The organism is Morganella morganii H1r (assembly GCF_000633515.1).
Lineage (GTDB): Bacteria > Pseudomonadota > Gammaproteobacteria > Enterobacterales > Enterobacteriaceae > Morganella > Morganella morganii_B.
On record NZ_AYMP01000043.1, the window covers coordinates 1 to 25,148 of the forward strand.

At 51.3% G+C, this 25,148-nt stretch carries 28 protein-coding genes; 18 read left to right on the top strand and 10 right to left on the bottom strand.

The window, feature by feature from the left end:
- Window positions 1-114: 114 nt before the first annotated feature.
- Window positions 115-627, bottom strand: a complete 513-nt coding sequence (def, locus tag U868_RS0119750) for a peptide deformylase (RefSeq protein ID WP_025154781.1) — start codon at window positions 625-627, stop codon at window positions 115-117.
- Window positions 628-1,076: 449 nt separating this feature from the next.
- On the bottom strand, window positions 1,077-1,700 hold the full coding sequence (gene yihA / locus U868_RS0119755; RefSeq protein ID WP_025154782.1) for a ribosome biogenesis GTP-binding protein YihA/YsxC: 624 nt from the start codon (window positions 1,698-1,700) through the stop codon (window positions 1,077-1,079).
- Between the two features lie 553 nt (window positions 1,701-2,253).
- On the opposite strand from yihA, the gene ppiA reads away from it, so the two are divergent.
- The 3 genes from ppiA (at window position 2,254) to argD (ending at window position 4,995) form a co-directional block, all read left to right on the top strand.
- Window positions 2,254-2,820 carry a peptidylprolyl isomerase A gene (gene ppiA, locus U868_RS0119760; protein ID WP_025154783.1) on the top strand — a complete coding sequence of 189 codons (567 nt, stop codon included), beginning with the start codon at window positions 2,254-2,256 and terminating at the stop codon, window positions 2,818-2,820.
- A gap of 266 nt (window positions 2,821-3,086) precedes the next feature.
- Window positions 3,087-3,662, top strand: coding sequence for an aminodeoxychorismate synthase component II (locus tag U868_RS0119765; protein WP_004236520.1), 576 nt, complete (start codon window positions 3,087-3,089; stop codon window positions 3,660-3,662).
- Between the two features lie 112 nt (window positions 3,663-3,774).
- On the top strand, window positions 3,775-4,995 hold the full coding sequence (gene argD / locus U868_RS0119770; RefSeq protein WP_025154784.1) for a bifunctional acetylornithine/succinyldiaminopimelate transaminase: 1,221 nt from the start codon (window positions 3,775-3,777) through the stop codon (window positions 4,993-4,995).
- 68 nt (window positions 4,996-5,063) lie between these two features.
- Here argD and crp read toward each other — a convergent pair whose 3' ends face one another.
- Complete coding sequence (crp, locus tag U868_RS0119775; RefSeq protein WP_004240730.1) at window positions 5,064-5,696, bottom strand: cAMP-activated global transcriptional regulator CRP; 633 nt, start codon at window positions 5,694-5,696, stop codon at window positions 5,064-5,066.
- A gap of 303 nt (window positions 5,697-5,999) precedes the next feature.
- Here crp and U868_RS0119780 point away from each other — a divergent pair, with 303 nt between their 5' ends.
- Window positions 6,000-6,407, top strand: coding sequence for an OsmC family protein (locus tag U868_RS0119780; protein WP_025154785.1), 408 nt, complete (start codon window positions 6,000-6,002; stop codon window positions 6,405-6,407).
- A 63-nt stretch (window positions 6,408-6,470) separates the two neighbouring features.
- On the opposite strand, the gene U868_RS0119785 is transcribed toward U868_RS0119780, so the two are convergent.
- The 3 genes from U868_RS0119785 to U868_RS0119795 are packed head-to-tail and all read right to left on the bottom strand — an operon-like array spanning window position 6,471 to window position 8,569.
- The gene (locus U868_RS0119785; RefSeq protein ID WP_025154786.1) at window positions 6,471-7,346 is read right to left on the bottom strand and encodes a phosphoribulokinase; all 876 of its coding nucleotides are present in this window, start codon (window positions 7,344-7,346) and stop codon (window positions 6,471-6,473) included.
- A gap of 21 nt (window positions 7,347-7,367) precedes the next feature.
- On the bottom strand, window positions 7,368-7,586 hold the full coding sequence (locus U868_RS0119790) for a YheU family protein (RefSeq protein WP_004236514.1): 219 nt from the start codon (window positions 7,584-7,586) through the stop codon (window positions 7,368-7,370).
- Window positions 7,583-8,569 (bottom strand): hydrolase, encoded by a 987-nt coding sequence (locus U868_RS0119795; RefSeq protein WP_025154787.1) that lies wholly within the window; start codon window positions 8,567-8,569, stop codon window positions 7,583-7,585. The genes U868_RS0119790 and U868_RS0119795 overlap by 4 nt, the downstream gene beginning before the upstream one ends.
- Window positions 8,570-8,661: 92 nt before the next feature.
- On the opposite strand from U868_RS0119795, the gene U868_RS0119800 reads away from it, so the two are divergent.
- Entirely contained in the window at window positions 8,662-9,264 is a 603-nt protein-coding gene (locus U868_RS0119800) for a LysE family translocator (protein ID WP_025154788.1), read from the top strand.
- A gap of 95 nt (window positions 9,265-9,359) precedes the next feature.
- Here U868_RS0119800 and murP read toward each other — a convergent pair whose 3' ends face one another.
- Window positions 9,360-10,805 (bottom strand): PTS N-acetylmuramic acid transporter subunit IIBC, encoded by a 1,446-nt coding sequence (gene murP / locus U868_RS0119805; protein ID WP_025154789.1) that lies wholly within the window; start codon window positions 10,803-10,805, stop codon window positions 9,360-9,362.
- Window positions 10,806-10,820: 15 nt separating this feature from the next.
- Window positions 10,821-11,732 (bottom strand): N-acetylmuramic acid 6-phosphate etherase, encoded by a 912-nt coding sequence (murQ, locus tag U868_RS0119810; protein ID WP_025154790.1) that lies wholly within the window; start codon window positions 11,730-11,732, stop codon window positions 10,821-10,823.
- Window positions 11,733-11,993: 261 nt separating this feature from the next.
- On the opposite strand from murQ, the gene U868_RS0119820 reads away from it, so the two are divergent.
- A complete protein-coding gene (locus U868_RS0119820; protein ID WP_025154791.1) occupies window positions 11,994-12,854 on the top strand; it encodes an SIS domain-containing protein in 861 nt (286 codons plus the stop codon).
- Between the two features lie 37 nt (window positions 12,855-12,891).
- On the opposite strand, the gene U868_RS0119825 is transcribed toward U868_RS0119820, so the two are convergent.
- On the bottom strand, window positions 12,892-14,820 hold the full coding sequence (locus tag U868_RS0119825) for an ABC transporter ATP-binding protein (protein ID WP_025154792.1): 1,929 nt from the start codon (window positions 14,818-14,820) through the stop codon (window positions 12,892-12,894).
- Between the two features lie 148 nt (window positions 14,821-14,968).
- Between U868_RS0119825 and kefG the strand changes: the two genes are divergently transcribed.
- The 4 genes from kefG to slyD all read left to right on the top strand — a co-directional run bounded on the left by kefG (window position 14,969) and on the right by slyD (window position 18,333).
- On the top strand, window positions 14,969-15,535 hold the full coding sequence (kefG, locus tag U868_RS0119830; RefSeq protein ID WP_025154793.1) for a glutathione-regulated potassium-efflux system ancillary protein KefG: 567 nt from the start codon (window positions 14,969-14,971) through the stop codon (window positions 15,533-15,535).
- Window positions 15,522-17,375 carry a glutathione-regulated potassium-efflux system protein KefB gene (gene kefB / locus U868_RS0119835; protein WP_025154794.1) on the top strand — a complete coding sequence of 618 codons (1,854 nt, stop codon included), beginning with the start codon at window positions 15,522-15,524 and terminating at the stop codon, window positions 17,373-17,375. The genes kefG and kefB overlap by 14 nt, the downstream gene beginning before the upstream one ends.
- Entirely contained in the window at window positions 17,372-17,575 is a 204-nt protein-coding gene (locus U868_RS0119840; RefSeq protein ID WP_025154795.1) for a YheV family putative zinc ribbon protein, read from the top strand. The genes kefB and U868_RS0119840 overlap by 4 nt, the downstream gene beginning before the upstream one ends.
- A 125-nt stretch (window positions 17,576-17,700) precedes the next feature.
- Complete coding sequence (gene slyD / locus U868_RS0119845) at window positions 17,701-18,333, top strand: peptidylprolyl isomerase (RefSeq protein WP_025154796.1); 633 nt, start codon at window positions 17,701-17,703, stop codon at window positions 18,331-18,333.
- A 70-nt stretch (window positions 18,334-18,403) separates the two neighbouring features.
- Here slyD and U868_RS0119850 read toward each other — a convergent pair whose 3' ends face one another.
- A complete protein-coding gene (locus tag U868_RS0119850; protein ID WP_004240722.1) occupies window positions 18,404-18,622 on the bottom strand; it encodes a SlyX family protein in 219 nt (72 codons plus the stop codon).
- 243 nt (window positions 18,623-18,865) lie between these two features.
- Here U868_RS0119850 and fkpA point away from each other — a divergent pair, with 243 nt between their 5' ends.
- The 8 genes from fkpA (at window position 18,866) to fusA (ending at window position 25,036) form a co-directional block, all read left to right on the top strand.
- Window positions 18,866-19,624, top strand: coding sequence for an FKBP-type peptidyl-prolyl cis-trans isomerase (gene fkpA / locus U868_RS0119855; protein ID WP_036412181.1), 759 nt, complete (start codon window positions 18,866-18,868; stop codon window positions 19,622-19,624).
- A 340-nt stretch (window positions 19,625-19,964) separates the two neighbouring features.
- Window positions 19,965-20,666, top strand: a complete 702-nt coding sequence (locus U868_RS0119860; protein ID WP_025154798.1) for a helix-turn-helix transcriptional regulator — start codon at window positions 19,965-19,967, stop codon at window positions 20,664-20,666.
- A gap of 14 nt (window positions 20,667-20,680) precedes the next feature.
- Window positions 20,681-21,076 (top strand): sulfurtransferase complex subunit TusD, encoded by a 396-nt coding sequence (tusD, locus tag U868_RS0119865; RefSeq protein ID WP_025154799.1) that lies wholly within the window; start codon window positions 20,681-20,683, stop codon window positions 21,074-21,076.
- A gap of 9 nt (window positions 21,077-21,085) precedes the next feature.
- Complete coding sequence (gene tusC / locus U868_RS0119870) at window positions 21,086-21,445, top strand: sulfurtransferase complex subunit TusC (protein ID WP_025154800.1); 360 nt, start codon at window positions 21,086-21,088, stop codon at window positions 21,443-21,445.
- Window positions 21,446-21,464: 19 nt separating this feature from the next.
- A complete protein-coding gene (gene tusB / locus U868_RS0119875; RefSeq protein ID WP_025154801.1) occupies window positions 21,465-21,755 on the top strand; it encodes a sulfurtransferase complex subunit TusB in 291 nt (96 codons plus the stop codon).
- A gap of 132 nt (window positions 21,756-21,887) precedes the next feature.
- Window positions 21,888-22,262, top strand: a complete 375-nt coding sequence (gene rpsL, locus U868_RS0119880; protein WP_004236497.1) for a 30S ribosomal protein S12 — start codon at window positions 21,888-21,890, stop codon at window positions 22,260-22,262.
- A gap of 96 nt (window positions 22,263-22,358) precedes the next feature.
- Window positions 22,359-22,829: a 30S ribosomal protein S7 gene (gene rpsG, locus U868_RS0119885; RefSeq protein WP_025154802.1), complete on the top strand. Its 471-nt coding sequence runs from the start codon at window positions 22,359-22,361 to the stop codon at window positions 22,827-22,829.
- Between the two features lie 80 nt (window positions 22,830-22,909).
- A complete protein-coding gene (gene fusA / locus U868_RS0119890) occupies window positions 22,910-25,036 on the top strand; it encodes an elongation factor G (RefSeq protein ID WP_025154803.1) in 2,127 nt (708 codons plus the stop codon).
- Window positions 25,037-25,148: the final 112 nt, after the last annotated feature.

The following is a 25,148-nucleotide window of genomic DNA, read 5'->3' on the forward strand; positions in this document are numbered from 1 at the left end:
TCTGCTTGCTGCCTTGCTGCCAACCGAATGATTTAGCCTTAGCATCCGGTATCACATTGACCACACTCTGAAATCTATAGCATAAAGGGATTGTGTTCCGGGGGAATTTTCCTGTTATGCGTTTTCTTCCCGCATTTTCAGGGTCTTTTTCACTTTTTTCTCAATGCGCTGGCGCTTCAGCGGCGAGAGATGGTCGATAAACAGCTTGCCATTGAGATGGTCGATTTCGTGCTGGAGGCAGCCCGCCTGTAATCCTTCCGCCTCAAGGGTATGTTCTGTACCGTTTATATCCTGATAACGGACAGTGACTGAAGAGTAGCGCTGTGTCTCCGTATAACTCTCCGGCAGAGACAGGCAGCCGTCCATCATCATCATTTCGCCGTCGCACTGAATAAATTCCGGGTTAATCAGCGCCATCGGCTGATCGCGGTTTTCAGAGACATCCACGATAATCACACGCTTACAGACACCGACCTGCGGTGCAGCAAGGCCGATACCCCGTTCGGTATACATGGTTTCTGTCATATCTGTGACAAATGTTTTCAGTTCGTCATCAAAAACCGTGACGGGTTGGGCTGTTTCCCGCAGGCAGGGATCAGGAAAATGCCGTAATGTCAGTAATGCCATAGCTAACTCACTAATATAAATAAAAATTATGGGGAGACGTACTCCCGGATGCGCTCAGACTATCATAACAGTATGGTGTGAAAACGGCACCATTTGTGCTGTTTTGTTGCTATTTTGTGCGGACAGCCCGGAACTACCTATAGATCCGGATCGCATAAATATGTAATTAAAGTACATTTGAAGGGGATCTGACCGTTTTGTGACAAGCTGAATCGTGCTTAATATGAAAAAAAATTACAAAAAAGGTTTTTTTGTCCGTAAATTTGCGGTAAAGTTGTTCGCGTAGGGTACAGAGGTAAGATGTTCTATCTTTCAGACCTTTTACTTCACGTAATCGGATTTAGCTGAATATTAGCTGCTCCGGTCAGATAACGTCTGACCGGAGCATTTTTTTTGCATAAAAAAACCCGCTGTATGCGGGTTTCTTCATGAGCGGATATGTCAGCGGATCATTCTGTGTCGCTTTCGCTGAACCAGGTGTCCAGTTTCAGGCGTAACTTATCAATGCCGATTTTTTTCAGGGCAGAGAAATATTCCACCTGAATATCACCGGTATCACTCAGGTCTGTCAGTGCATCACGCACCGCCATCAGCTGCTTCTTACGTGCGCCGCTGGCCAGTTTGTCGGCTTTGGTCAGCAGTGCCAGTACCGGTACCTGCATGGCCACTGCCCATTCAATCATCTGCATATCCAGGTCTTTGAGCGGATGGCGGATATCCATCAGCACCACCAGGCCGCGCAGACAGTTGCGCTTTTGCAGATATTCGCCCAGTGCCGCCTGCCATTTGCGTTTCATGGCTTCCGGAACTTCAGCGTAACCGTAGCCCGGCAGGTCAACCACACGGCAGCCGTCAGTGACCTCAAACAGGTTAATAAGCTGAGTACGTCCCGGTGTTTTACTGGTTCGTGCCAGGCTTTTTTGCTGTGTCAGTGCATTCAGCGCACTCGATTTTCCGGCATTGGAGCGACCGGCAAACGCCACTTCGATCCCCGTATCTTCCGGTAAATGGCGGATATCCGGTGCGCTGATGACAAAATGGGTCACTTGGTAGTTGTGCGTTTTAATGGTCAAAATCTGTTCTCCTCAGGTCGAAACCGGGATGATTATAGCCTAATGCCTGTTGTTTAAGAACTGCGGCGGAGAGATTACTGTGCCTGTTTATTCTCAGAACGGGAAAAAGTAATAACAATAAGAGGCCGGGGGCGGCAACCGATATAATCCGGAGAAAACAAAGCCTTTCCGGCGAAAAAAACGCAGATATTTACTCGCAAAAAGATAAAAAAACAGAATGGTTTATTATCTGTTATACAGACAGGTGCTATTTTTTATTTGACATAAGTTTAGTTTTTTATCGAAAAATAAATTTTTCCATAAAAATCAAAGTAATATTTATATTTACGCATTAAATGCAATAAAGATGCAGCAGAATGAGCAGTTACGTCTTATTTTGCTAAAATACGGTCTGTGCACAGAATATCATCAGTACAAATACGTGAAAAATTCTTATATTAATTAGTTATCCCGGCGGTAAAGGTAAATTAAAGTAAATCGGTGGCGCTCAGCGTCATTGCCCATTAAAATCGATAAGATTAGTGTCAGTTTATTTCGTTGAAAGGAATTGGGAATGTTAAAACGTGTTTTAGTTACATTTGTGGCAGCCTGTACCCTCAGTGCAACGTCGCTGGCGTTTGCGGCAGAGCAGACGCATGTTAAATTTACCACCACTGCAGGCGATTTTGAAATTGCGCTGGATAATGAAAAAGCGCCGAAAACCGTGGAAAATTTCAAACAGTATGTCACCGATAAATTCTATGACGATACAACATTCCACCGTGTCATCCCGGGCTTTATGGTACAGGGTGGTGGTTTCACGGCGGATATGAATCAGAAACAGACCCGTCCGCCGGTAAAAAATGAAGCGGATAACGGCCTGCGTAACCTGCGCGGCACTATTGCAATGGCGCGTACTGCAGATAAAGACAGCGCAACCAGCCAGTTTTTTATCAATGTGGCGGATAATGCATTCCTCGATCACGGCCAGCGCGATTTCGGCTATGCCGTGTTTGGTAAAGTCGTGAACGGCATGGATGTTGTCGATAAAATCTCAAAAGTGAAGACAGAAAACATCGGTCCGTATCAGAACGTGCCGTCAACACCGATCAAAATTATCTCTGCAACTATCGTAAAATAAACCGTATTTTCGTGCAGATTAAGGGGAATATTTCCGGATATTCCCCGTAAGTCTGTCAAACTCCCTGATAGTCTGAATAAGACGACATCTGCCTCTGCGGCGCCGTGCCGCATTCGGGCTATTTTCTCTGTCCGGCTGTGGTATTATAGCCCGCTTCATGAAACTGTCTGTGCAATCCCCGGGGGTTGCAGGGTATTGTCAACGTGTGCCTGATACAGCAGTTTGAAAATAAAAAAGATAAATATATCAGTCGGATATAGATAATCATGCTATTAATTATCGATAATTATGACTCATTTACTTATAACCTGTATCAATACTTCTGTGAGTTAGGTGCAGATGTACAGGTTAAACGAAATGATGCTGTCAGCCTCAGTGATATTGAGCAATTATCGCCATCTCATCTGGTGATCTCACCGGGTCCCTGTACGCCGTCAGAAGCCGGTATTTCACTGGATGCGGTCAGCCATTTTGCCGGTGAAATCCCGATCCTCGGGGTGTGTCTCGGACATCAGGCTATCGGCCAGGCGTTCGGTGCGCAGGTGGTGAAGGCACGTAAAGTGATGCACGGCAAAACCACCGCAATCCATCATAACCAGCAGGGCGTATTCAAAGGGCTGAACCGTCCGCTGACTGTCACCCGCTATCACTCACTGGTGATTGCCCCGGAAACATTGCCTGCTTCATTTGAGGTTACCGCATGGAGCCTGCATGACGGCAATGTGGATGAAATCATGGGTATACGCCATAAAACCCTGCCGATTGAAGGTGTGCAGTTCCATCCGGAAAGTATTCTCAGTGAGCAGGGGCATGAACTCCTGAATAATTTCCTGAAATACTAATCAGTTATCGCTTTTTTTATCCCCGGTTCTGTTTTTTCATTCGTTTTGATTTGATTTTTTATTCATATTTGGTGATTATATTTTCACTTGTGGATAGATCAGGTAAGGAACGATGACAAAACAGAATGCGGTTACGCGCGGCACTTATGATGAAGTAATGCTGCCAATTTATGCACCGGCTGAATTTATTCCTGTCAGAGGTCAGGGAAGCCGGGTGTGGGATCAGAACGGCACCGAATATGTTGATTTCGCCGGGGGGATTGCCGTGCTGGCGCTGGGTCATTGTCATCCGGCACTGGTCGCTGCACTGAAAACCCAGAGTGAGTCGCTCTGGCATGTCAGCAATATTTTCACCAATGAACCGGCGCTGACACTGGCGCAGAAGCTGATAAACCACACGTTCGCGGAACGGGTTTTCTTTGCCAACTCCGGTGCGGAGGCAAATGAAGCCGCATTCAAACTGGCGCGTCATTATGCACTGACCCGTCATCATCCTTATAAAACCAAAATTATCGCTTTTCATCACGGTTTTCACGGCCGGACACTCTTTACCGTTTCTGTCGGTGGTCAGCCGAAATATGCCGATGGCTTCGGGCCGAAACCGGCGGATATTATTCATGTGCCTTTTAACGACCTTGATGCTGTCAAAGCGGTGATGGATGATCACACCTGTGCCGTGGTGCTGGAACCTGTCCAGGGTGAGGGCGGGATCACGCCGGCCACTCCGGCCTTTATGCAGGGGCTGCGTGAGTTGTGTGATAAGCATCAGGCGCTGCTGGTATTTGATGAAGTGCAGAGCGGGATGGGGCGCAGCGGAAAACTGTTTGCCTATATGGATTATGGCATTGAGCCGGATATTCTGACTACCGCCAAAGCGCTGGGAGGCGGTTTCCCGATCAGTGCCATGCTGACAAAACAGGACATTGCACAGGTGATGGTACCCGGCACACACGGCACAACCTACGGCGGCAACCCGCTGGCCTGCGCGGTCGGCAATGCGGCCTTTGATCTGATCAACGACCCGGCATTGCTGGCGGGGGTGAATGAGCGCCATCAGTGGTTTACGGATGCACTGCAATCCCTGAACAGTACATTCGGTGCATTTGCGGAGATCCGCGGGAAAGGGCTGCTGATTGGTGCCGAACTGGCGGGTATCTACCGCGATCAGTCAAAAACCCTGCTGGGGCTGGCAGCCAAAAATGGTCTGATGCTGCTTAACGCCGGTACCAATGTTCTGCGTTTCACGCCATCGCTGATTATTGAAAAAGCGGATGTGGATGAAGGGATGAAACGGCTGGCAAAAACCCTGAATGATTTCCGGGAAATGCAGTAAAACGGCGGAATTCAGAAACAAAAAAACAGGCGCAATTGCGCCTGTTTTGGTGATAAGGGCGGTCCGGATTAACGGGTGCCGTATACCACGATGGTTTTACCGTGTGCGGAGATCAGGTTCTGATCTTCCAGCATCTTCAGAATACGGCCGACGGTTTCGCGGGAACATCCCACAATCTGGCCGATTTCCTGACGGGTAATTTTGATTTGCATGCCGTCCGGATGTGTCATGGCATCCGGTTGTTTTGCCAGGTTGAGTAATGTCTGGGCGATGCGGCCTGTCACATCAAGGAATGCAAGGTTTCCGACCTTTTCTGATGTGGTTTGCAGGCGGCTTGCCATCTGCGCGGAAAGGCGCATAAGGATATCCGGGTTAACCTGGATAAGCTGGCGGAACTTTTTGTACGAGATTTCTGCAACTTCGCAGGCGCTTTTTGCCCGTACCCACGCTGTACGTTCCTGTCCTTCCTCAAATAATCCGAGTTCACCGATGAAATCACCCTGGTTGAGATAGGATAAAATCATCTCTTTGCCTTCTTCATCTTTGATCAGCACCGCAACAGAACCTTTTACAATGTAGTAGAGTGTTTCTGCCTTTTCGCCCTGATGAATAAGCGTGCTTTTGGATGGATATTTGTGGATATGGCAGTGAGACAAAAACCATTCAAGCGTGGGGTCTGTTTGTGGCTTGCCGAGAACCATTCGCGTTATCCTCTGTTGTTAGTTATTGCAAACCGTTGTTTACGCTCTGCAATTATATAAAGTCTTAGCTTATCATATTAACTTGCTGAATTTCCGGCAAGTTAGTTTATTAAAATAGTATAATAATCCTCACGGAAAGATATTGATCTTAGCCATAGATAAATCCTTGCCGTGTTTTTAACACAGGAAAACTATCCTGTCTTCCACTGTCTCGCTTCAGCATAATAAACTATGAGAGAGATTGCCAGCCCGTGAATGAAAGGGTAGTCTGTCGTGAATTATATTGATGATGAGGGTATAAAAATGGAAGCGCGTGTAAAGTGGGTTGAGAACATGACTTTCTTAGGGGAATCCGCGTCAGGACACCAGATTACAATGGACGGTAATGCCGGTGAAAAAGCCCCGAACCCGATGGAGATGGTACTGATGGCAACCGGCGGCTGCAGCGCTATTGATGTTGTCTCTATTTTGCAAAAAGGCCGTAATCAAGTCATTGATTGTGATGTAAAACTCACCGCTGAACGTCGTGAAACCGCGCCGCGTTTATTCACTCATATCAATCTGCATTTTATTGTAACCGGCCGTGACCTGACTGAAAATGTTGTCGGACGCGCTGTGCAATTATCCGCTGAGAAATATTGCTCTGTTTCATTAATGTTAGGCGAAAGTGTTAAAATTACACATAGCTTCGACGTAAAAAATATTGAATAATTTTTTGAAATATTATTTTTATTTTTGAACACTAACCGGGTAATACATTATTACCCGGTTTTTTTATCGCTTGTTTATTTGTTTTCCCTGCAATAATTGCTCTGCCAGCGGCGCCATTATTAATTCCATCGCCAGCCCTAATTTTCCGCCGGGCACGACAATGGTATTTGAGGCGGAAATAAAGGAGCCCTGGAGCATGGATAACAAATAGGGGAAATCGATTTTTTTCAGGCCGCGGAAGCGGATCACGGTAAAGCTCTCATCCTGTGACGGAATGGATTTGGCTGAGAACGGGTTGGAAGTATCCACCGTCGGCACGCGCTGGAAATTAATGTGGGTGCGGGAAAACTGCGGGGTGATATAGCGGATGTAATCATCCATCGAACGCACGACAGAATCCATGACCGCTTCCCGTGAATGACCGCGATCGTTAGTGTCACGGACTAACTTCTGTATCCACTCCAGATTGACTATCGGTACCACACCGACCAGCAAATCCACATGACCGGCAATATTATGTTCCGGCGTGACCACGCCGCCGTGCAATCCCTCATAGAAAAGTACGTCTGTTCCGGCAGGCAGTGCCTCACGCGGGGTGAAGGTGCCGGGCAGCTGGTTATAGGGCACGGCTTCATCATAGGTATGCAGGTATTTGCGGCGCTCGCCGCTGCCGTTTTCGCTGTACTGGCGGAATGTGCTTTCGAGCAGACCAAAATCGTTGGCTTCGGGCCCGAAATAGCTGATATGACGCCCCTGTTCGCGGGCCTTACGGATGGCGGCATCCATTTCCGGCCGCGTGTAACGGTGGAAACTGTCACCTTCAATAATGGCGGGAACCGCATCCAGTTGCTGGAAGATCTTACGGAAAGCCTGACTGGTGGTCGTGGTACCGGCTCCGCTGGAGCCGGTAACGGCGATAATCGGGTGGGTCCGTGACATGCTGTGTTTCCTCCGGCTGAATCAGCCGCGGAATTGTGCCGACGGCATGATGTTGAGTGTTTCGTGTAATTCCGACCAGACAATCACAATGTCGCCGTTTTTGAGTTGCGTGTAAAGATCCGCCACTTTATCGCTGAGCGATTTTTCATGTTCGCCGTAGTCAGTACCTTCACGCAGCACCACACTTTCCAGGATACTTTCCAGTGTTTCCGGCGCGATATCCTGCCAGGGAATAATCATGGTGTCTCCTTTGCGGCCAGATGCGGCGCAAGCCATTCCGGAATGCGCTCCTCCAGCCATAAACGCGGACGGCGCCAGCTGCCGGTCACAAAACCGACATGGCCGCCGTGCTCGGTCATCTGATATTCCACACACGGTGGCAGCTGTGACAGATCCGGCACCACTTCCTGCGCCATAAAGGGATCATCTTTGGCGTGAATGATCAGCATCGGCTTACGTACGGCCGGGAGTTTCGGCAGCGCGCTGCACCGGCGGTAGTAATCAGAGGCATCGCGGAAGCCGTGGATCCGCGAGGTGATAATGTCATCAAATTCGCGGATACGTTTAATCGCGCGGATATGCAGCAGGTTTGTCGGCAGTGAATTCGGGTAGCGCACCAGTTTGCGGGTGGCATTACGTTTCAGCCCTTTCAGCAGATACCACTGATAAAAACGGGAAAAGCCCTTTTCCATTTTGAAAGAGCACGGCTCCAGCATCAGCGGGGCGGAGACCACAATTCCCGCATCCACTGCGGCATTCTCACCCTCTTCCGCGAGATAACAGGCCAGCATATTACCGCCGAGTGAATACCCGACCGCGCCGGTCGGTACTTTGCCGTAGGTATCCTGCAGCCAGTTCAGCAGATAACGGGCATCGCCGGTTTCACCGGAGTGGTAAATCCGTTTTGAGCGGTTCGGTTCGCCGCTGCAACCGCGAAAATGCATAACAACACCCAGCCAGCCCTGACGGGCGGCCGCAGCCAGAATACCGTGCGCATACGGGCTGCGGAAACTGCCCTCCAGCCCGTGAAAGATGACCAGACGTGGTTTATGGCGTGCGGTATCCGGGTCTTCGCTCCATGCAAGATCAATAAAATCATTATCCGGCAGCGTCAGGCGCTGCCAGAATGGTTTTATCATTGGTTTCCGGCGGAAAATCCGGGGCAGCAGCGTTTGCAGGTGCGGATTTGTTGCCCAGGAAATCGGTTGAAAATGACTAGACATAGTTAGATTCGTAATGAAAAAACATCTCTTGTTTAATGAAAAACATGCTGGTAATTTCCGGTAAAGAAAATGACCATGTTGCCGGATTACTCATGACTGCACACCTTCTTATCTCGCTTTCTGTCTTTATGTTTATCGCGGCAGTCACGCCCGGACCGAATAATCTGTTACTGACCGCCTCCGGTGCGCAGTATGGTTTCCGCCGCACACTGGTGCTGATGGCCGGTATTATGCTCGGTATGCAGACAGTATTATACCTTTCAGCCTTTGGTGTTGCGGCTATTTTACTGATTTATCCCAAATTGCATACTGCTATGAAAATTGCCGGCAGTCTTTACCTTCTGTGGCTTGCCAAAAAACTGGCCACCGCGCCGTATCAGCCTATTGATGAACCGCAGGTCAGCAAGGCCGTTACCTGGTATCAGGGGGCGCTGCTGCAGTTTATCAATCCCAAGGCCTGGCTGATGGGACTCGGAGCGGTCGGCAGTTACAGCCTGAGCGGTGATGCCTATATGCTGTCTGTCGGGGTAATGAGTATCGTGATGGTCTCAGTGAACCTGGTTGCCGGGTTTATCTGGATCGGATTCGGTGCCTTTATCGGCCGTTTTCTGCGCAGCCGTAATGCCTGGTTCACCTTTAATATTGTGATGGGGTTACTCACCGCCGCCTGTGTGCCGCTCATCTGGCTTGAATAGCCGACATAATATAACCTGCGGAACAAAAACAGAAGCTGAATGAAAAACAGACCGCATTGCGGTCTGTTTTTTTTATCACTGCAGCGAAATCGAAATCAGCTTAAATCCACATTCTTACTGCCGAACAGCAGGGTAAACAGGAATCCGGTCAGATAGGCGACGAGTAACCCGCCGGTATAGACCGCCATCCCCATGAAAATACCGCTGTCGGATGTCATGACCGGAATCGCGATAATCCCCGATGGCCCGAAAACGGTATTCAGCCCGACCGGATAGCCGAACCAGGCGACAAGTCCGATAAAGAACCCGCCCGCAGCACCACCGCAACAGGCCGTGATAAACGGCTTCACGCGCGGCAGGGTCACGCCGTAGATCAGCGGCTCGCCGATACCGAGAAAGCCCGGGATAATCGCCCCGCGGATTTGATTACGCAGCACCGAGTCTTTTTTCGCGCGGACATACAGTGCCAGCGCCGCACCGACCTGACCGGCACCCGCCATGGCGAGGATCGGGAACAGGGAGTTAAAACCCTGAGTGCCGACCAGTGCGGTGTACACCGGGATAAAGCCCTGGTGGATACCGAACATCACCGCAATCAGGAACAGACCGGCGAGAACCGCAGCACCGAACGGGTTGGCGTTGAGGTGCATAAACAGCCAGGACATGCCGTCAAACAGCCAGACGCCGATCGGCATAATCACAATAAAGGTCAGTGCGCCCATAATCAGCAGGGTGATAGCGGAGGTCAGAATGATATCCAGGTTCGCCGGGATAAAGCGCCGTACCTGCCGTTCCACCCATGCACCGGTGATGGTGGCGATCAGAATACCGATAATGTTACCGCGCGGGTCAATGCCGTGACCGAAGAACGTTTCCATACCGGAGTAGAAACCTTTGGTCGCCTGCGGATCATAACCGAGGATAAACAGCGCCGCGATGATAGCACCGTTAACACCGGATCCGCCGAAGGCCTTCTGCGCGTTATAGCCGATCAGGATCCCCATAAAGGTAAACAGTCCTTTGCCGAACACCTTCATGTAGCTCAGCACTTCCACCAGCGTACCGTCCGGGGACGGATTGCCGGTGACCCAGAGCGATTCAAACAGTGTGGCAAAGCCGAGCAGCAGACCCACACCGATAAAACCCGGAATGAGCGGGGTAAAAATCGTGGCGAATTTGGCGAGAAAACGCTGCACCGGGTTTGTCTGTTTCTCTTTCAGATGCTGCTTCTGATCAGCGGCAATCTCTTTCAGGCTGCGGCTGTCCGGTTCACTGCCGGGCACATGCTCATCCAGATGCTTCTGCATCAGCTCTGCGGCGGTCTGTGCTTTGCCCGGCCCCAGCACAATCTGGAACTGCTCATCACTTTCAATCACACCCAGCACGCCCTCAATTTTCTTGATGGCGATTTTATCCGCCAGCTGTGTGTTGTTCAGTGTCAGGCGCAGGCGGGTCATACAGTTGCCGCTCTGCGCCACGTTACCCGGACCGCCGATAGCATCCAGAATCTGTATGATGGTTGACTGACTGATTTTGGCCATGGTGATTACCTTGTGTTAGGAGTGCGCCGCGCCGGTCAGCGCGTCACGGATAAACCCCTGATGCTGTGCCAGCAGGGCTTTGGCGTCACCGGCACTCAACTGTGCCAGGATCATCACGATGGCGGTTTTGCAGTGTCCGTCACAGGCGGTAAGGGCTTGTTCTGCGGTCGCTCTGTCACATTCCGTTGCGGCCATCACAATACGTTTCTGCCGCTCAACCAGTTTGGCGTTGGTTGCTTCCACATCCGCCATCAGGTTGCCGTACACTTTCCCGGAGCGGATCATGGCACCGGTGGTGATCATATTGAGTATCAGTTTCTGGGCGGTACCGGCTTTCATACGGGAGGAACCGGTAATGACTTCCGGGCCGACCACCGGCGTGATGGCGATACCGGCCAGACGGCTCATTTCACTGTCCGGGTTACAGCTGACGGCGGCGACCGTTGCGCCGAGCGACAGCGCGTATTCCATACCGCCCAGCACATAAGGGGTGCGGCCGCTGGCGGCGATCCCGACCAGGACATCGTTCTTACTGAAATTCAGCGCTTTCAGATCACTCACCGCCAGTTCGCGGTTATCTTCCGCATTTTCAACGGCTTTCAGAATGGCTTTATGACCACCGGCAATCAGACCGACCACCTGCTCCGCCGGGGTGCCGAAGGTCGGCGGGCATTCACTGGCATCCAGTATCCCGAGACGGCCGGAGGTACCCGCACCCATATAAATCAGGCGTCCGCCCAGACGGAATGCCTGTGCCACCGCATCCACCACCAGTGCCACCTGCGGCAGTGTTTTTTCCACGGCAGGGGCCACGGTCTGGTCTTCGCGGTTAATCACCCGCAGCATATCCAATGTCGGCAGGCTGTCGATATCCGCACTGGCCGGGTTGCGGCTCTCGGTAATCATAGAGGTTAAGTCAATCTTCATGCGTGATCCTTTGTATAAGATATAATCGCATGCTAAAGAATTAAATATTCTTTTTGTGTGAGAATTATCACAGAGTAATCTATTCAACTATGATGCTATAGCAGGAATAGTTTCATTTCACTCATCATTTTATTTTTTATATTTGATTGAATATAAATATATTTTTATTAATCAGATACGTTATTTATCAGGAATAATTCGTCTTTTTTGTTGAAATAATTTATTCCTTTTTTATTCTCCGCAGAAGGAAAACAGACACACATGGCGATCCTGACAAAAATCAGCTGGGTAAAAGCAGAGCTGGCGACCAATCAGCAGCATATTGCTGATTTTATCCTGGCGCAGCCGGAAGAAACCGTCACACTTTCCTCCCAGGTACTGGCGGAGCGGGTGGGCGTGAGTCAGTCCGCTATAGTGAAGTTTAGTCAGAAACTGGGATTTAAGGGATTTCCGGCACTGAAAGTCGCGATCAGCGAAGAGATTGGCCGCAACCGGGTGCTGGCAGCCAATCAGCAGCAGGCGCTGCATAACCGCATAGAAGCACATGATCCGCTGCTGGTGATCGCACAGAAACTGGCACAGGAAAAGCAGAATTCCATTACAGAAACCACCCGGCGGCTCGATTTTGAACAGATGGCAGAGATTGTCGCGTGTCTGGATAATGCCCGCTGTATTCAGGTTGCCGGCATCGGCGGCTCCGGGCTGACAGCGAAAGATCTGGCCTATAAGCTCCAGAAAATCGGGCTGATGACACTGGCGGAAGCCGACCACCATGTCCAGATCGCCTTTTCCCAGACACTGACCGAAAAGGATGTGCTGGTGGTATTGTCATTCAGCGGCAAACGCAAGGATATGCTGGTCACCGCCGCCACGGCGAAAAAACAGAATGCCACGCTGATTGCGATCACCGGGAACCGTCAGTCACCGCTGGCAAAAATGGCGGATTATGTGCTGGAAACGGTCGCAGAAGAAAATGAGTGGCGCAGTTCGTCCATATCCTCGCGGACAGCACAGAATACGGTGACGGATCTGCTGTTTATGGCGCTGTTACAGCGACGGGAAGAGCAGGCGCGGCAACTGGTGATCAATGCCCGCACCATGATTAACAGCCTGGACGGCTGATAAGATAAAGAGAGCGGCAATTGCCGCTCTTTATCACTTACTGGTTTTCAAATGCCTGTGTCATGGCTTCGAGGTTTTCCTGAATCTCCATCCAGGCCATTTCCGCCTCTTCCAGCTCCGCTTTGAACTGTGCCTGTTCCTGAAGGCAGGTGTTCAGCTCGGCTTTACGGGACTGGTCATACAGGCCGCTGTCACCGAGTTTTTCCTCAATCACAGCAATAGCGTCCGATAACCGGCTCATGGTTTTTTCCAGTTTCTCAGATTCTTTGCGCAGCGGCTGAGTCTGCTGACGGAATTCTGCTTCACGGCGTTTTTGTTCTTTGCGATCCTGCGCGGTGACGGTATTTTTTTCCTCACCGTTTTCCGCCGCCGGTTCCGCACTCTGGCGCATCTGTTTCTGACTGTCTGCCAGCCAGCGCTGATAATCATCCAGATCGCCGTCAAACGGCTCGACCCGGCCATCATGCACCAGATACAGATCATCGGTGGTGGATCGCAGCAGGTGACGATCGTGGGAAACCACGACGATCGCACCCTCAAATTCGATCAGCGCTTCGGTCAGTGCCTGGCGCATATCCAGATCCAGGTGGTTGGTCGGTTCATCGAGCAGCAGCAGGTTCGGGCGCTGCCAGATAATCATGGCCAGTACCAGACGCGCTTTTTCCCCGCCGGAGAAACGCCCGGTGTTATCGGTCACCTGATCACCTTTGAAACCATAACCGCCGAGGTAATCGCGCAGCTGCTGTTCGGTCTGATCCGGCGCCAGGCGCACCATATGTTGTAACGGGGATTCATCCGCCCGTAAAAATTCCAGCTGATGCTGGGCGAAGTAACCCAGTTTGATGCCTTTTGCGAGACCAATTTTACCCTGTAACGGCTCCAGTTCACCGGCAAGCATTTTTATCAGGGTGGATTTACCCGCACCGTTACGGCCGAGCAGGCCGATACGTGAGCCGGGCACCAGGTTCAGTTTGATATTGTCCAGAACGACTTTCTCACCGTACCCGGCGCTGACTTTTTCCATTTTCAGCAGCGGGTTCGGCAGTGCCTCAGGCGGGCGGAAACTGAAACGGAACGGGTTATCCGCCAGTGCCGGGGCAATCAGTTCCATGCGTTCCAGCATTTTCAGACGGCTCTGCGCCTGCTTGGCTTTGGTCGCCTGAGCGCGGAAACGATCGACATATTTCTGCAGATGTGCGCGGCGTAATTGCTGACTTTCATACTGTGCCTGCTGCTGGGCCATTTTCTCGGCGCGCTGCACCTCAAAGGAGGAATAGTTACCGGTGTATTCAAACAGGCCGTTTTGTTCAATATGCAGGACTTTATCAATGATCGGATCGAGGAAATCGCGGTCATGGGAGATCAGAATCAGGGTGCCGGGATAGCTTTTCAGCCATTTTTCCAGCCAGATCACGGCATCGAGATCCAGGTGGTTGGTCGGTTCATCGAGCAGCAGCAGATCAGAGCGGCAAATCAGTGCCTGTGCCAGGTTCAGGCGCATCCGCCAGCCCCCGGAGAAGGCCCGTACCGGAGTGTCCAGCTGTTCCTGTGAGAATCCGAGCCCGTGCAGCAGTGTGGCGGCGCGGGAACGGATAGTCCAGGCATCGAGCGTGTCGAGCTGACCGTGGATCACGGCAATCGCATGACCGTCATTCTGTTCATTCGCCTGCTGTAATTTTGCCTCAAGCTCACGGAATTCACGGTCACCGTCAATGACATACTCAATCGCCGGTTCATCCAGTGCCGGGGTTTCCTGGTTAACCCAGGCCATGGACCAGTTTCCCGGAAATGACACACTGCCTGCTTCGGCCTGTAATTCGCCCTTGAGCAGTGCCAGCAGCGTGGATTTACCGCAGCCGTTTTTTCCCACCAGTCCGACTTTCTGGCCCGGATTGATGGTGGCCGTTGCGTTGTCGAGCAGAACACGGACGCCGCGGCGAACCTGAAGTGAAGAGAAAACAATCATAAATATCGATAGGGTAAGTAATTGAGAGTAAAATTAATGTAATTCGTGCGTTGTCAGCAGCAAATCACCCGTCAGCAGGCGAGGAGTATCGTTGCAGCGGGCATAGTAGCGAAAATCACAAAGATTCTCACGTTTTTAAGAGGAAGTGATGATAAATAATCCGACCATATTACTGATTTACGCCCATCCGGAACCGCATCACTCCATCGCCAACAAGGCGCTTATCTCTGCGGCGTCGGAACTCGGGCATGTGACGGTGCATGATCTGTACGGCACCTATCCGGACTTTTTTATCGATATCCGTCATGAGCAGGAACTGCTGCGGCAGCATGACATCATTGTGTTTCAGCACCCGCTGTATACCTACAGCTGTCCGGCGCTGCTGAAAGAGTGGTTTGACCGTGTACTGACCCGTGATTTCTCCGGTGAACAGGGCGGCAGACAACTGTCCGGCAAATACTGGCGCCAGGTGATTACCACCGGGGAACCGGCGGAAGCTTATCAGTACGGCGGCTATAACCGGTTTCCGCTCAGTGAATTGCTGCGCCCCTTTGAACTGACCGCTGCGCTGTGTGAAATGCACTGGCTGGCACCGGTGATTCTCTATGCCGCGCGCCGTCAGGGGAAAGCGATGCTGCATGAACAGGCGCAGGCGTATTGTGACTGGCTGCGGGCACCGCAACTGACCGGAGGACGTAAAAATGGAGCCAGCTGACGGCAACCTGCTGCATGCAGGTATTGTGTTTCTCGCGGCAGCCGTGGTGATGGTGCCGGTGGCGCAGCGGCTGCGTATCGGCGCGGTACTGGGGTATCTGCTGGCGGGAATTGCCATCGGCCCGTGGGGGCTGGGGTTTATCAAAAACGTCAATGAACTGCTGCACTTCTCCGAGCTTGGTGTGGTGTTCCTGATGTTTCTTATCGGGCTGGAACTGAATCCGCGTGAGCTGTGGAAACTGCGGCGATCTATTTTCGGCACCGGTACCGCGCAGGTGGTGTTCTCCGCCCTGATCCTCGGGGTGCTGCTCTGGCTGACGGATTTCTCCTGGCAGGCGGCGGTGGTCGGCGGGCTGGGAATGGCGATGTCCTCCACGGCGATGGCGTTACAGCTGATGGATGAAAAGGGCATGACCAACAACGACAGCGGTCAGATGGGATTCTCTGTGCTGCTGTTCCAGGATATGGCGGTGATCCCTATCCTTGCGGTTATTCCTTTGCTGGGCGGGGAAGCTGCGGGCAGCGACTGGTATCGTATCGGTATCAAAATTCTGGCTTTTGCCGGGCTGCTGATCGGCGGGCGCTATCTGCTGCGGCCGTTGTTCCGGCTGGTGGTGAAATCCGGGGTCAGTGAAGTCTTTACCGCGGCTTCACTGCTGGTGGTGATCGGCTCTGCGGTGTTTATGGAGCAGCTCGGGTTTTCCATGGCGCTCGGAACATTTATCGCGGGGGTGATGCTGGCGGATACGGAATACCGCCATGAGCTGGAGATTACCATCGAGCCGTTTAAAGGGCTGCTGCTGGGGATGTTTTTCATTTCTGTCGGTATGTCGCTGAATATCGGCGTGCTGTGGCAGTATCTGCCGCAAATTCTGCTGGGTGTGATTGTGCTGGTGAGTGTCAAAATGACGGTGCTGTATCTGCTGGCATATCTGACCTGCCGCCGCAGCGGGCGCTTACAGTTTGCCGGCGTGCTCAGTCAGGGCGGGGAATTTGCGTTCGTGCTGTTCTCGGCGGCGCTGGCCAGCCGTGTGATTACGGATCATCAGATGGCGCTGCTGCTGGTGGTGGTCACCCTTTCCATGATGACCACGCCGCTGCTGATGCAGGGCATCGATATGATTCTGGCGCGCCGTTACAATAATGCCGAACCGGGAACGGGCGAAACCCCGTTTGTGGAGGATAACCATCCGCATGTCATTCTGGTCGGTTTCGGACGGATGGGGCAGGTCATCGGCCGTCTGCTGATGGCGAACAAAATTCATCCGACGGTGCTGGAAAAAGATGTCAGTGCGGTCAGTGCCATGCGCCGTTACGGCTATAAGATTTATTACGGGGATGCGACCGGACTCGCATTGTTGCGCTCTGCGGGGGCAGAGACGGCAAAGGTGATTGTCATTACCTGTGATAAGCCGGAAGATACCATGACCATTGTGCAGTTGTGTCAGGAGCACTTTCCGCACCTGCAGATTATCGCCCGCGCCCGGGGACGGGTGGAAGCACACGAGCTGCTTACACACGGGGTAACACAGTTCAGCCGTGAAACCTTCTCGTCGGCGCTGGAACTGGCGCGCAAAACGCTGATCGGGCTGGGCACGCATCCGGCGGAAGCGCACCGGGCGCAGCAATTATTCCGCAGGCTGGATATGCAGCTGCTGCGTGAGCTTATCCCGCAGGCGGAAGAGGAGGTCTCGCATATCTCCCGCGTGAAAGAGGCGCGGCGTGAGCTGGAAAATCTGTTTGATAATGAAATGAAACGGGAAAAACATCAGCCGGACAGCTGGAACCTGACGGAAGACTCACCGGGCAGCGGACGGACAGAGACAGGAGCTGAAAAATGAGCAACCGGAAACGGTTTATTGCAGGCGCGGTATGCCCTGAGTGTCAGGCACAGGACACCCTCGCCATGTGGCGTGAGGATAATGTGGACGTGGTGCAGTGTGTGCAGTGCGGTCATCTTGAGCGCCGGGCGGACGCGCATGCGGAGCAGCATGTGCGCAAAGATGAGCAGGTGATTGGTATCTTCAGACCGGGGGAATAACAGGCCGCTGCTTTTCACAGAGAATTTGGGGGAATTTGTCCCAAAACAGATACAGTGGCTGTAAATTCCGTTACAATCGGCGCGTTAATTAAAATCTTATCCCCCGCGGATGTGTAGGAGATACCATGAAAGTAGCAAAAGACCTGGTAGTGAGCCTGGCTTATCAGGTAAGAACAGAAGACGGTGTATTAGTTGATGAGTCTCCGGCAAGTGCTCCGTTAGACTATCTGCACGGTCGCGGCGCGCTGATCAGCGGGCTGGAAAGTGCACTGGACGGCCGTGTTGCCGGTGATGTGTTCGACGTTGATGTCGGCGCAAACGACGCTTACGGTCAGTATGACGAAAACCTGGTTCAGCGCGTACCGAAAGACGTTTTCGTCGGTGTTGATGAGCTGGAAGTCGGCATGCGTTTCCTGGCAGACACCGATATGGGTCCTGTGCCGGTTGAAATCACCGGTATTGAAGGTGATGAAGTGATCGTCGACGGCAACCATATGCTGGCCGGTCAGAACCTGAAATTCCACGTCGAAGTTATCGGTGTGCGTGAAGCAACAGCAGAAGAGCTGGAGCATGGTCACGTTCACGGTGAAGAAGGCGGCTGCTGCGGTGGTCACGATCACGGCGAAGAAGGCGGTTGCTGCGGCGGCGGTCACGGCCACGATCACGACCATGGTCACGAACACGGTGAAGGCGGCTGTTGCGGCGGCGGTCAAGGTAAAGGTCACGGCCACGGTAACGGCGGCTGCGGTTGTCACTGATAACCCGCGTCTGAACCGGACAAAAAAAGCGCATTCCTGACGGATGCGCTTTTTTTATGTCCGCTGTTTATCAGTAGTGCGGCGGCGGCACTTCTTCAGACAGCGGTGCCACATTTGAGCCCGGGGTGGCTTTCAGGCGTTCAGTCAGCAGGCGGAGCCTTTCATTCAGCCGGGTGATATCCATTTGCTGCTGTGTTACAACCTGATTGAGTTCCTCAATGGTCAGATCCTGAAAGGCGGTTTTGCTTTCCAGTTGTTCGAGGCGTTGTTCAAGTTCCAAAAGGTCCATCGTTTTCTCCTGTCTGAGACGGTGATTCCTGTGTAAAAGTATGTAATATTCCTGTGAAATACACTTAGTGTGGGAGGATATCTTTTATTGGGGGGTTACTATGAAACCTCTTTTTGCTAAGGTTGTCTCAGCATCACAAAACCGTGACATTATGATGTCGCCCGGTGACGGCTGCAAGGACTCTCTGACGTGATCTGCTGTGCGGTACGTCCTGTAACTGTTGCAAAATTTATGGAGAAAAGGATGAAATCACTGTTTAAAGCGACTGTTGTCGCAACCTCGCTGGCAATGACATTAGGTATGTCACAGGCTTATGCGGATACCGCGCCGAAAAAAGAAGAAGTAAAGCTGAACAGCGCATTTAAAACCGCAAGTCAGCAGAATGCCTATGCGCTGGGTGCGTCACTGGGTCGTTATATGGAAAATGCCCTGAATGAGCAGAAATCCATTGGTCTGGATCTGGATCGCGATCAGATGATGGCGGGTGTTCAGGATGCATTCAATAACAAAAGCAAACTGAGTGATGAAGAGATCAACCAGACGCTGCGCGGCTTTGAAGAGCAGGTGAAAGGTGCCGCTCAGGAAAAAATGGCGCGCGAAGCGACTGAAAACAAGGCAGCCGGTGACAAATACCGTGCGGCATTCGCCAAAGAAAAAGGCGTTGAAAAAACCAAAAGCGGTGTGCTCTACAAATCTGAGAAAGACGGTAACGGCGCATCTCCGAAAGACACTGACACCGTTGTTGTTCACTATAAAGGTGCATTAATCGACGGCACTCAGTTTGACAGCTCTTACGACCGTAACGAGCCGCTGACTATCCGTCTGGACAGCGTAATCAAAGGCTGGACCGAAGGTCTGAAGCAGATGAAGAAAGGCGGTAAAGCCAAACTGGTCATTCCGCCGGAAGCCGCTTACGGTACTGACGGTGTTCCGGGGATCCCTGCCAACTCGACCCTGGTCTTTGACGTCGAGTTACTGGATATCAAACCTGCGGCCAAATAAGCCCTGCTGATACCGGAAACTGACAAAACCCGCGCCCTGTTGTGCGGGTTTTTGTTTCCGCCACGATCAGGATTATGAAAAATTTGCAAAACATCCGTGTTTTTTTGTATTTTTTACCAGAATTTGATCACCTCAGGCGCAAAACGGCCTGTTTTTCGCTATAACTTAACCTGCGGGTACCTGCACAGAACCGGAAGCCCGTCATTTGCTGCTTTCCTGCACCCGTGAAATCCGGGTATATAATTGATAGATGATGACAGGGTAATCCTCCTCCTGCAGTGAAAGATTACAGATGAGTAAAACCAACGACGTTCACACGTTACAAAGAGTGGTGTATTAAATGTCTAACCCAGTATTATTTAATGACAATGATTCGGATTACATTGTAAATCATCCGTTTACTGAAACGGATTATGAGATTCTGAAATCCTATGAGGCGGCTGTTGATGGCCTGGCGCTGCTCATCGGTGAGCACTGTGAAATCGTTCTCCACTCACTGGAAGACCTGAAGCGCTCAGCGGTGAAGATCGCAAACGGTCACCATACCGGCCGTAAAATCGGTTCTCCGATCACTGACCTCGCGCTGCGTATGCTGCACGATATTACCGATGAAGACTGCAGCACCTCGAAAGCCTATTTCACCCGGGCGAAAACCGGGGCACTGATGAAATCGCTGACGATTGCTATCCGCAATAAATCACGCCGTATTATCGGGCTGCTGTGCATTAACATGAACCTGGATGTGCCGTTCTCCCAGGTCGTTCAGACGTTTATCCCGAAAGAGCTGGCGGAAGAAACCTCCAATGTGAACTTTGCCTCTTCCGTTGAAGACCTGGTGGCTCAGACGCTGGAACAGACGATCGAAGAAGTGAATGCCGACCGCAACGTGGCAAACAACGCGAAGAACAAACAGGTGGTACTGAACCTGTATGAGAAAGGGATATTCGATATCAAAGATGCCATCAACCTTGTGGCGGTGCGTCTGAATATCTCCAAACACACGGTCTATCTCTACATCCGCCAGTTTAAAAACGGCGAGTAAGGCAGCACGGAGCAATGACACCGTTATCTTACTGCCTGCTGGTTACCGGCCCGGCTTACGGCACACAGCGTGCCGGCAGCGCGCTGTTGTTTGCACAGCATGTGATTGCGGCCGGACACCGGATTCAGTGTGTGTTTTTTTACCGCGAAGGGGTCAGTAACGCCAATGTGCTGACATCACCGGCCGGGGACGAAACCGACATGGTGCGTCAGTGGCAGCAGCTTGCCCGCGATAACGGTATTCAGCTGGCAGTCTGTGTGGCCGCCGCTCTGCGCCGCGGTGTCACCGATGCCGCGCAGGCAGAATCGCTGAAACTGGCGGCGGATAATCTGGCGGACGGGTTTTCCCTCAGTGGCCTGGGCACTCTGGCGGAAGCCATGATGACCAGCGATCGTGTCATCCAGTTTTAGGGAGATCCGGTGAAACGTATCGCATTTGTTTTCAGAAGCGCACCTCACGGCAGCAGCAGCGGCCGGGAAGGGCTGGATGCACTGTTGGCAACCAGCAATTATACAGAAGAGGTTGCGGCCTTTTTTGTATCCGATGGGGTGCTGCAGTTATTACCGGAGCAGACGCCGGCCAAAATTCTCGCCCGTGATTATATCGCCACCTTCAAAGTCCTGCCGCTGTACGATATTGAAGAGTGCTACTGCTGTGCGGAGGATATGGCTGCGCGCGGGTTATCCCCGGAGACGCCGTATATCCTGCCGGTCACCTGTCTGAGTGCGGCGGAACTGGCCCGGAAACTGGCGGCATTTGACGCCGTGGTGTCATTTTGATCTACTTACGGTGAGCAAGATGCTATATACTGTCAGCCAATCGCCATTTCGTACTGATATCCAATCATTACTGAATCTGTTATCCCCTGAGGATGACATCCTTTTTACCGAAGATGGCGTAATCGCAGCAACGGAAGGTAACCCGTTGTTGCAGGCGCTTATTCAGTCGGGTCATATTCCCTGTGTGTTGCGGGAGGATGCCGAAGCACGCGGTTTATTACCGTTCCTTTCGGGCAAAGTGAGAATCACAGACTATACTGGTTTTGTGGCGCTCACGGTCACACACACGCAACATTTTGCGTGGGAATAGCAAATATCATTGTATATTTCTTGACACCCTGTTGCGTCAGCAATAAAATTTCGCGTCCTCGTGTTTTGTCTTTGACAGATACGAGGCACAAATCCGTGTTTACGAAGCAAAAAACCAGGAGCTTTTTTTATAATGGCAACGATTAATCAGCTGGTTCGCAAATCCCGTAGCTCGAAAGTTGTGAAAAGCAACGTTCCTGCACTGGAAGCCTGCCCGCAAAAACGTGGTGTATGTACCCGTGTATATACCACCACACCTAAAAAACCTAACTCAGCACTGCGTAAAGTATGCCGTGTACGTTTAACCAACGGTTTTGAAGTTTCTTCATACATCGGTGGTGAAGGTCATAACCTGCAGGAACACAGCGTGATCCTGATCCGCGGTGGTCGTGTTAAAGACTTACCGGGTGTTCGCTACCACACTGTTCGCGGCGCACTGGACTGTTCCGGTGTTAAAGACCGTAAACAAGCGCGTTCTAAGTACGGTGTGAAGAAGCCAAAAGCTTAATGGTTCTCCGTTAAGTAAGGCCAAACATTTATCGCATTAATGTCAAATAAACTCATTGAGTTTTGGACAACCCTGAATTAACAACGGAGTATTTCCATGCCACGTCGTCGTGTAATTGGTCAACGTAAAATTCTGCCAGATCCTAAGTTCGGATCAGAGCTGCTGGCCAAATTTGTTAATATCCTGATGGTAGACGGTAAAAAATCTACCGCAGAATCAATCGTATATACCGCGCTTGAGACCCTGGCTCAGCGTTCAGGTAAAGATCACCTGGAAGCATTCGAAATCGCACTGGATAACGTGCGTCCGACTGTCGAAGTTAAGTCCCGCCGTGTTGGTGGTTCTACTTACCAGGTGCCGGTTGAAGTTCGTCCGGTCCGCCGTAATGCATTAGCAATGCGCTGGATCGTTGAAGCTGCTCGTAAACGCGGTGATAAGTCCATGGCTCTGCGCCTGGCAAATGAATTATCCGATGCAGCTGAAAACAAAGGCACTGCCGTTAAGAAACGTGAAGACGTTCACCGTATGGCAGAAGCTAACAAGGCGTTCGCACACTACCGTTGGTAATCAAACCGTAGTGAATTGTGTATAGGGTAGCCGTAAGGCTGCCCGACCAAATTAAACGAACGTCCAAGAGAGAGGAAAAAATGGCTCGTCAAACACCCATTTCACGTTACCGTAATATCGGTATCAGTGCACATATCGACGCCGGTAAAACCACCACAACAGAACGTATTCTGTTTTATACAGGTGTGAACCATAAAATTGGTGAGACCCACGAAGGTTCAGCAACGATGGACTGGATGGAGCAGGAACAAGAGCGTGGTATTACTATCACCTCCGCAGCAACCACTGCGTTCTGGTCCGGTATGGGCAAACAATTTGAACCACACCGCATTAACATCATCGACACCCCGGGGCACGTTGACTTCACAATCGAAGTAGAACGTTCCATGCGTGTTCTTGATGGTGCTGTCATGGTTTACTGTGCCGTTGGTGGTGTTCAGCCACAGTCTGAAACCGTATGGCGCCAGGCAAACAAATATCATGTACCTCGTATCGCGTTCGTTAACAAAATGGACCGTATGGGTGCAAACTTCCTGAAAGTTGTTGACCAGATTAAAACCCGTCTGGCTGCAACTCCGGTTCCTCTTCAGTTAGCTATCGGCGCTGAAGAGTCATTCACCGGTGTTGTTGACCTGGTCAAAATGAAAGCAATTCAGTGGAGTGAAGAAGACCAGGGCGTTACCTTCGTCTACGAAGATATCCCGGCGGACATGCAGGAATTAGCTGACGAATGGCACCAGAATCTGGTTGAAGCCGCAGCTGAAGCCTCTGAAGAGCTGATGGAAAAATATCTCGGCGGTGAAGAACTGACTGAAGCTGAAATCAAAACAGCATTACGTCAGCGCGTACTGGCGAACGAAATTATCCTGGTAACCTGTGGTTCTGCATTTAAGAACAAAGGTGTTCAGGCGATGCTGGATGCGGTTGTTGAGTACCTGCCATCTCCGACAGAAGTTCCTGCAATTAAAGGTATTCTGGACGACGGTAAAGATACTCCGGCTGAGCGTCACTCTTCTGACGAAGAGCCGTTTGCATCTCTGGCATTTAAAATTGCAACCGACCCGTTTGTGGGTAACCTGACGTTCTTCCGCGTATACTCTGGTGTTGTTAACTCCGGTGATACCGTACTGAACCCGGTTAAATCCAAGAAAGAGCGTTTCGGCCGTATCGTTCAGATGCACGCTAACAAACGTGAAGAGATTAAAGAAGTTCGCGCTGGTGACATCGCGGCGGCTATCGGTCTGAAAGACGTCACTACAGGTGATACTCTGTGTGCGATTGAAGCACCAATCATCCTGGAGCGTATGGAATTCCCTGAGCCGGTAATCTCTGTTGCAATCGAGCCGAAAACCAAAGCTGACCAGGAAAAAATGGGTATCGCACTGGGCCGTCTGGCACAGGAAGATCCATCATTCCGCGTATCAAGTGATGAAGAGACTAACCAGACTATCATCGCCGGTATGGGTGAATTACACCTGGACGTTCTGGTCGACCGTATGCGTCGTGAGTTCAAAGTTGAAGCGAACGTGGGTAAACCACAGGTTGCTTACCGCGAAGCTATCACCATGAAAGTGGCTGATGTCGAAGGTAAACACGCTAAACAGTCCGGTGGTCGTGGTCAGTACGGTCATGTTGTTATCGACATGTACCCGCTGAACAAGAAAGACGCAGATGGCGTCAACATGGAATACGAATTTGTCAACGAAATCAAAGGTGGTGTGATTCCTGGTGAATACATCCCTGCGGTTGACAAAGGTATCCAGGAGCAGCTGAAATCTGGTCCGTTAGCAGGCTACCCTGTTGTTAACATGGGTGTTCGTCTGCACTTCGGTTCATACCATGATGTTGACTCCTCCGAACTGGCGTTTAAACTGGCAGCATCTCTGGCGTTTAAAGACGGCTTCAAAAAAGCGAAACCAGTTCTGCTGGAACCAATCATGAAAGTTGAGGTGGAAACACCGGAAGACTACATGGGTGACGTTATTGGTGACCTGAACCGTCGTCGCGGTATGATCGAAGGTATGGATGACATGCCTACCGGTAAAATCGTCCGTGCTCAAGTGCCACTGTCTGAAATGTTTGGTTATGCAACTGACCTGCGTTCACAGACCCAGGGCCGTGCTTCTTACTCCATGGAATTCCTGAAGTATAATGAAGCGCCAAACAACGTAGCTCAGGCTGTTATTGAAGCTCGTAATGCAAAATAATCGGTAATTTACCGGTTTAACTCGTTAATTTCAGTCCCTTCTCACAGTGAAGAAGGGACTCCATAAGGAATAGAGTCGTGTCTAAAGAAAAATTTGAACGTACGAAACCGCA

Bases quoted from the DNA above. Each gene is read 5' to 3' on its own strand.
- def (WP_025154781.1), bottom strand. From the start codon at position 627: ATGGCATTACTGACATTACGGCATTTTCCTGATCCCTGCCTGCGGGAA.
- ppiA (WP_025154783.1), top strand. From the start codon at position 2,254: ATGTTAAAACGTGTTTTAGTTACATTTGTGGCAGCCTGTACCCTCAGT.
- U868_RS0119765 (WP_004236520.1), top strand. From the start codon at position 3,087: ATGCTATTAATTATCGATAATTATGACTCATTTACTTATAACCTGTAT.
- argD (WP_025154784.1), top strand. From the start codon at position 3,775: ATGACAAAACAGAATGCGGTTACGCGCGGCACTTATGATGAAGTAATG.
- crp (WP_004240730.1), bottom strand. From the start codon at position 5,696: ATGGTTCTCGGCAAGCCACAAACAGACCCCACGCTTGAATGGTTTTTG.
- U868_RS0119780 (WP_025154785.1), top strand. From the start codon at position 6,000: ATGGAAGCGCGTGTAAAGTGGGTTGAGAACATGACTTTCTTAGGGGAA.
- U868_RS0119785 (WP_025154786.1), bottom strand. From the start codon at position 7,346: ATGTCACGGACCCACCCGATTATCGCCGTTACCGGCTCCAGCGGAGCC.
- U868_RS0119790 (WP_004236514.1), bottom strand. From the start codon at position 7,586: ATGATTATTCCCTGGCAGGATATCGCGCCGGAAACACTGGAAAGTATC.
- U868_RS0119795 (WP_025154787.1), bottom strand. From the start codon at position 8,569: ATGTCTAGTCATTTTCAACCGATTTCCTGGGCAACAAATCCGCACCTG.
- U868_RS0119800 (WP_025154788.1), top strand. From the start codon at position 8,662: ATGACTGCACACCTTCTTATCTCGCTTTCTGTCTTTATGTTTATCGCG.
- murP (WP_025154789.1), bottom strand. From the start codon at position 10,805: ATGGCCAAAATCAGTCAGTCAACCATCATACAGATTCTGGATGCTATC.
- murQ (WP_025154790.1), bottom strand. From the start codon at position 11,732: ATGAAGATTGACTTAACCTCTATGATTACCGAGAGCCGCAACCCGGCC.
- U868_RS0119820 (WP_025154791.1), top strand. From the start codon at position 11,994: ATGGCGATCCTGACAAAAATCAGCTGGGTAAAAGCAGAGCTGGCGACC.
- U868_RS0119825 (WP_025154792.1), bottom strand. From the start codon at position 14,820: ATGATTGTTTTCTCTTCACTTCAGGTTCGCCGCGGCGTCCGTGTTCTG.
- kefG (WP_025154793.1), top strand. From the start codon at position 14,969: ATGATAAATAATCCGACCATATTACTGATTTACGCCCATCCGGAACCG.
- kefB (WP_025154794.1), top strand. From the start codon at position 15,522: ATGGAGCCAGCTGACGGCAACCTGCTGCATGCAGGTATTGTGTTTCTC.
- U868_RS0119840 (WP_025154795.1), top strand. From the start codon at position 17,372: ATGAGCAACCGGAAACGGTTTATTGCAGGCGCGGTATGCCCTGAGTGT.
- slyD (WP_025154796.1), top strand. From the start codon at position 17,701: ATGAAAGTAGCAAAAGACCTGGTAGTGAGCCTGGCTTATCAGGTAAGA.
- U868_RS0119850 (WP_004240722.1), bottom strand. From the start codon at position 18,622: ATGGACCTTTTGGAACTTGAACAACGCCTCGAACAACTGGAAAGCAAA.
- fkpA (WP_036412181.1), top strand. From the start codon at position 18,866: ATGAAATCACTGTTTAAAGCGACTGTTGTCGCAACCTCGCTGGCAATG.
- U868_RS0119860 (WP_025154798.1), top strand. From the start codon at position 19,965: ATGTCTAACCCAGTATTATTTAATGACAATGATTCGGATTACATTGTA.
- tusD (WP_025154799.1), top strand. From the start codon at position 20,681: ATGACACCGTTATCTTACTGCCTGCTGGTTACCGGCCCGGCTTACGGC.
- tusB (WP_025154801.1), top strand. From the start codon at position 21,465: ATGCTATATACTGTCAGCCAATCGCCATTTCGTACTGATATCCAATCA.
- rpsL (WP_004236497.1), top strand. From the start codon at position 21,888: ATGGCAACGATTAATCAGCTGGTTCGCAAATCCCGTAGCTCGAAAGTT.
- rpsG (WP_025154802.1), top strand. From the start codon at position 22,359: ATGCCACGTCGTCGTGTAATTGGTCAACGTAAAATTCTGCCAGATCCT.
- fusA (WP_025154803.1), top strand. From the start codon at position 22,910: ATGGCTCGTCAAACACCCATTTCACGTTACCGTAATATCGGTATCAGT.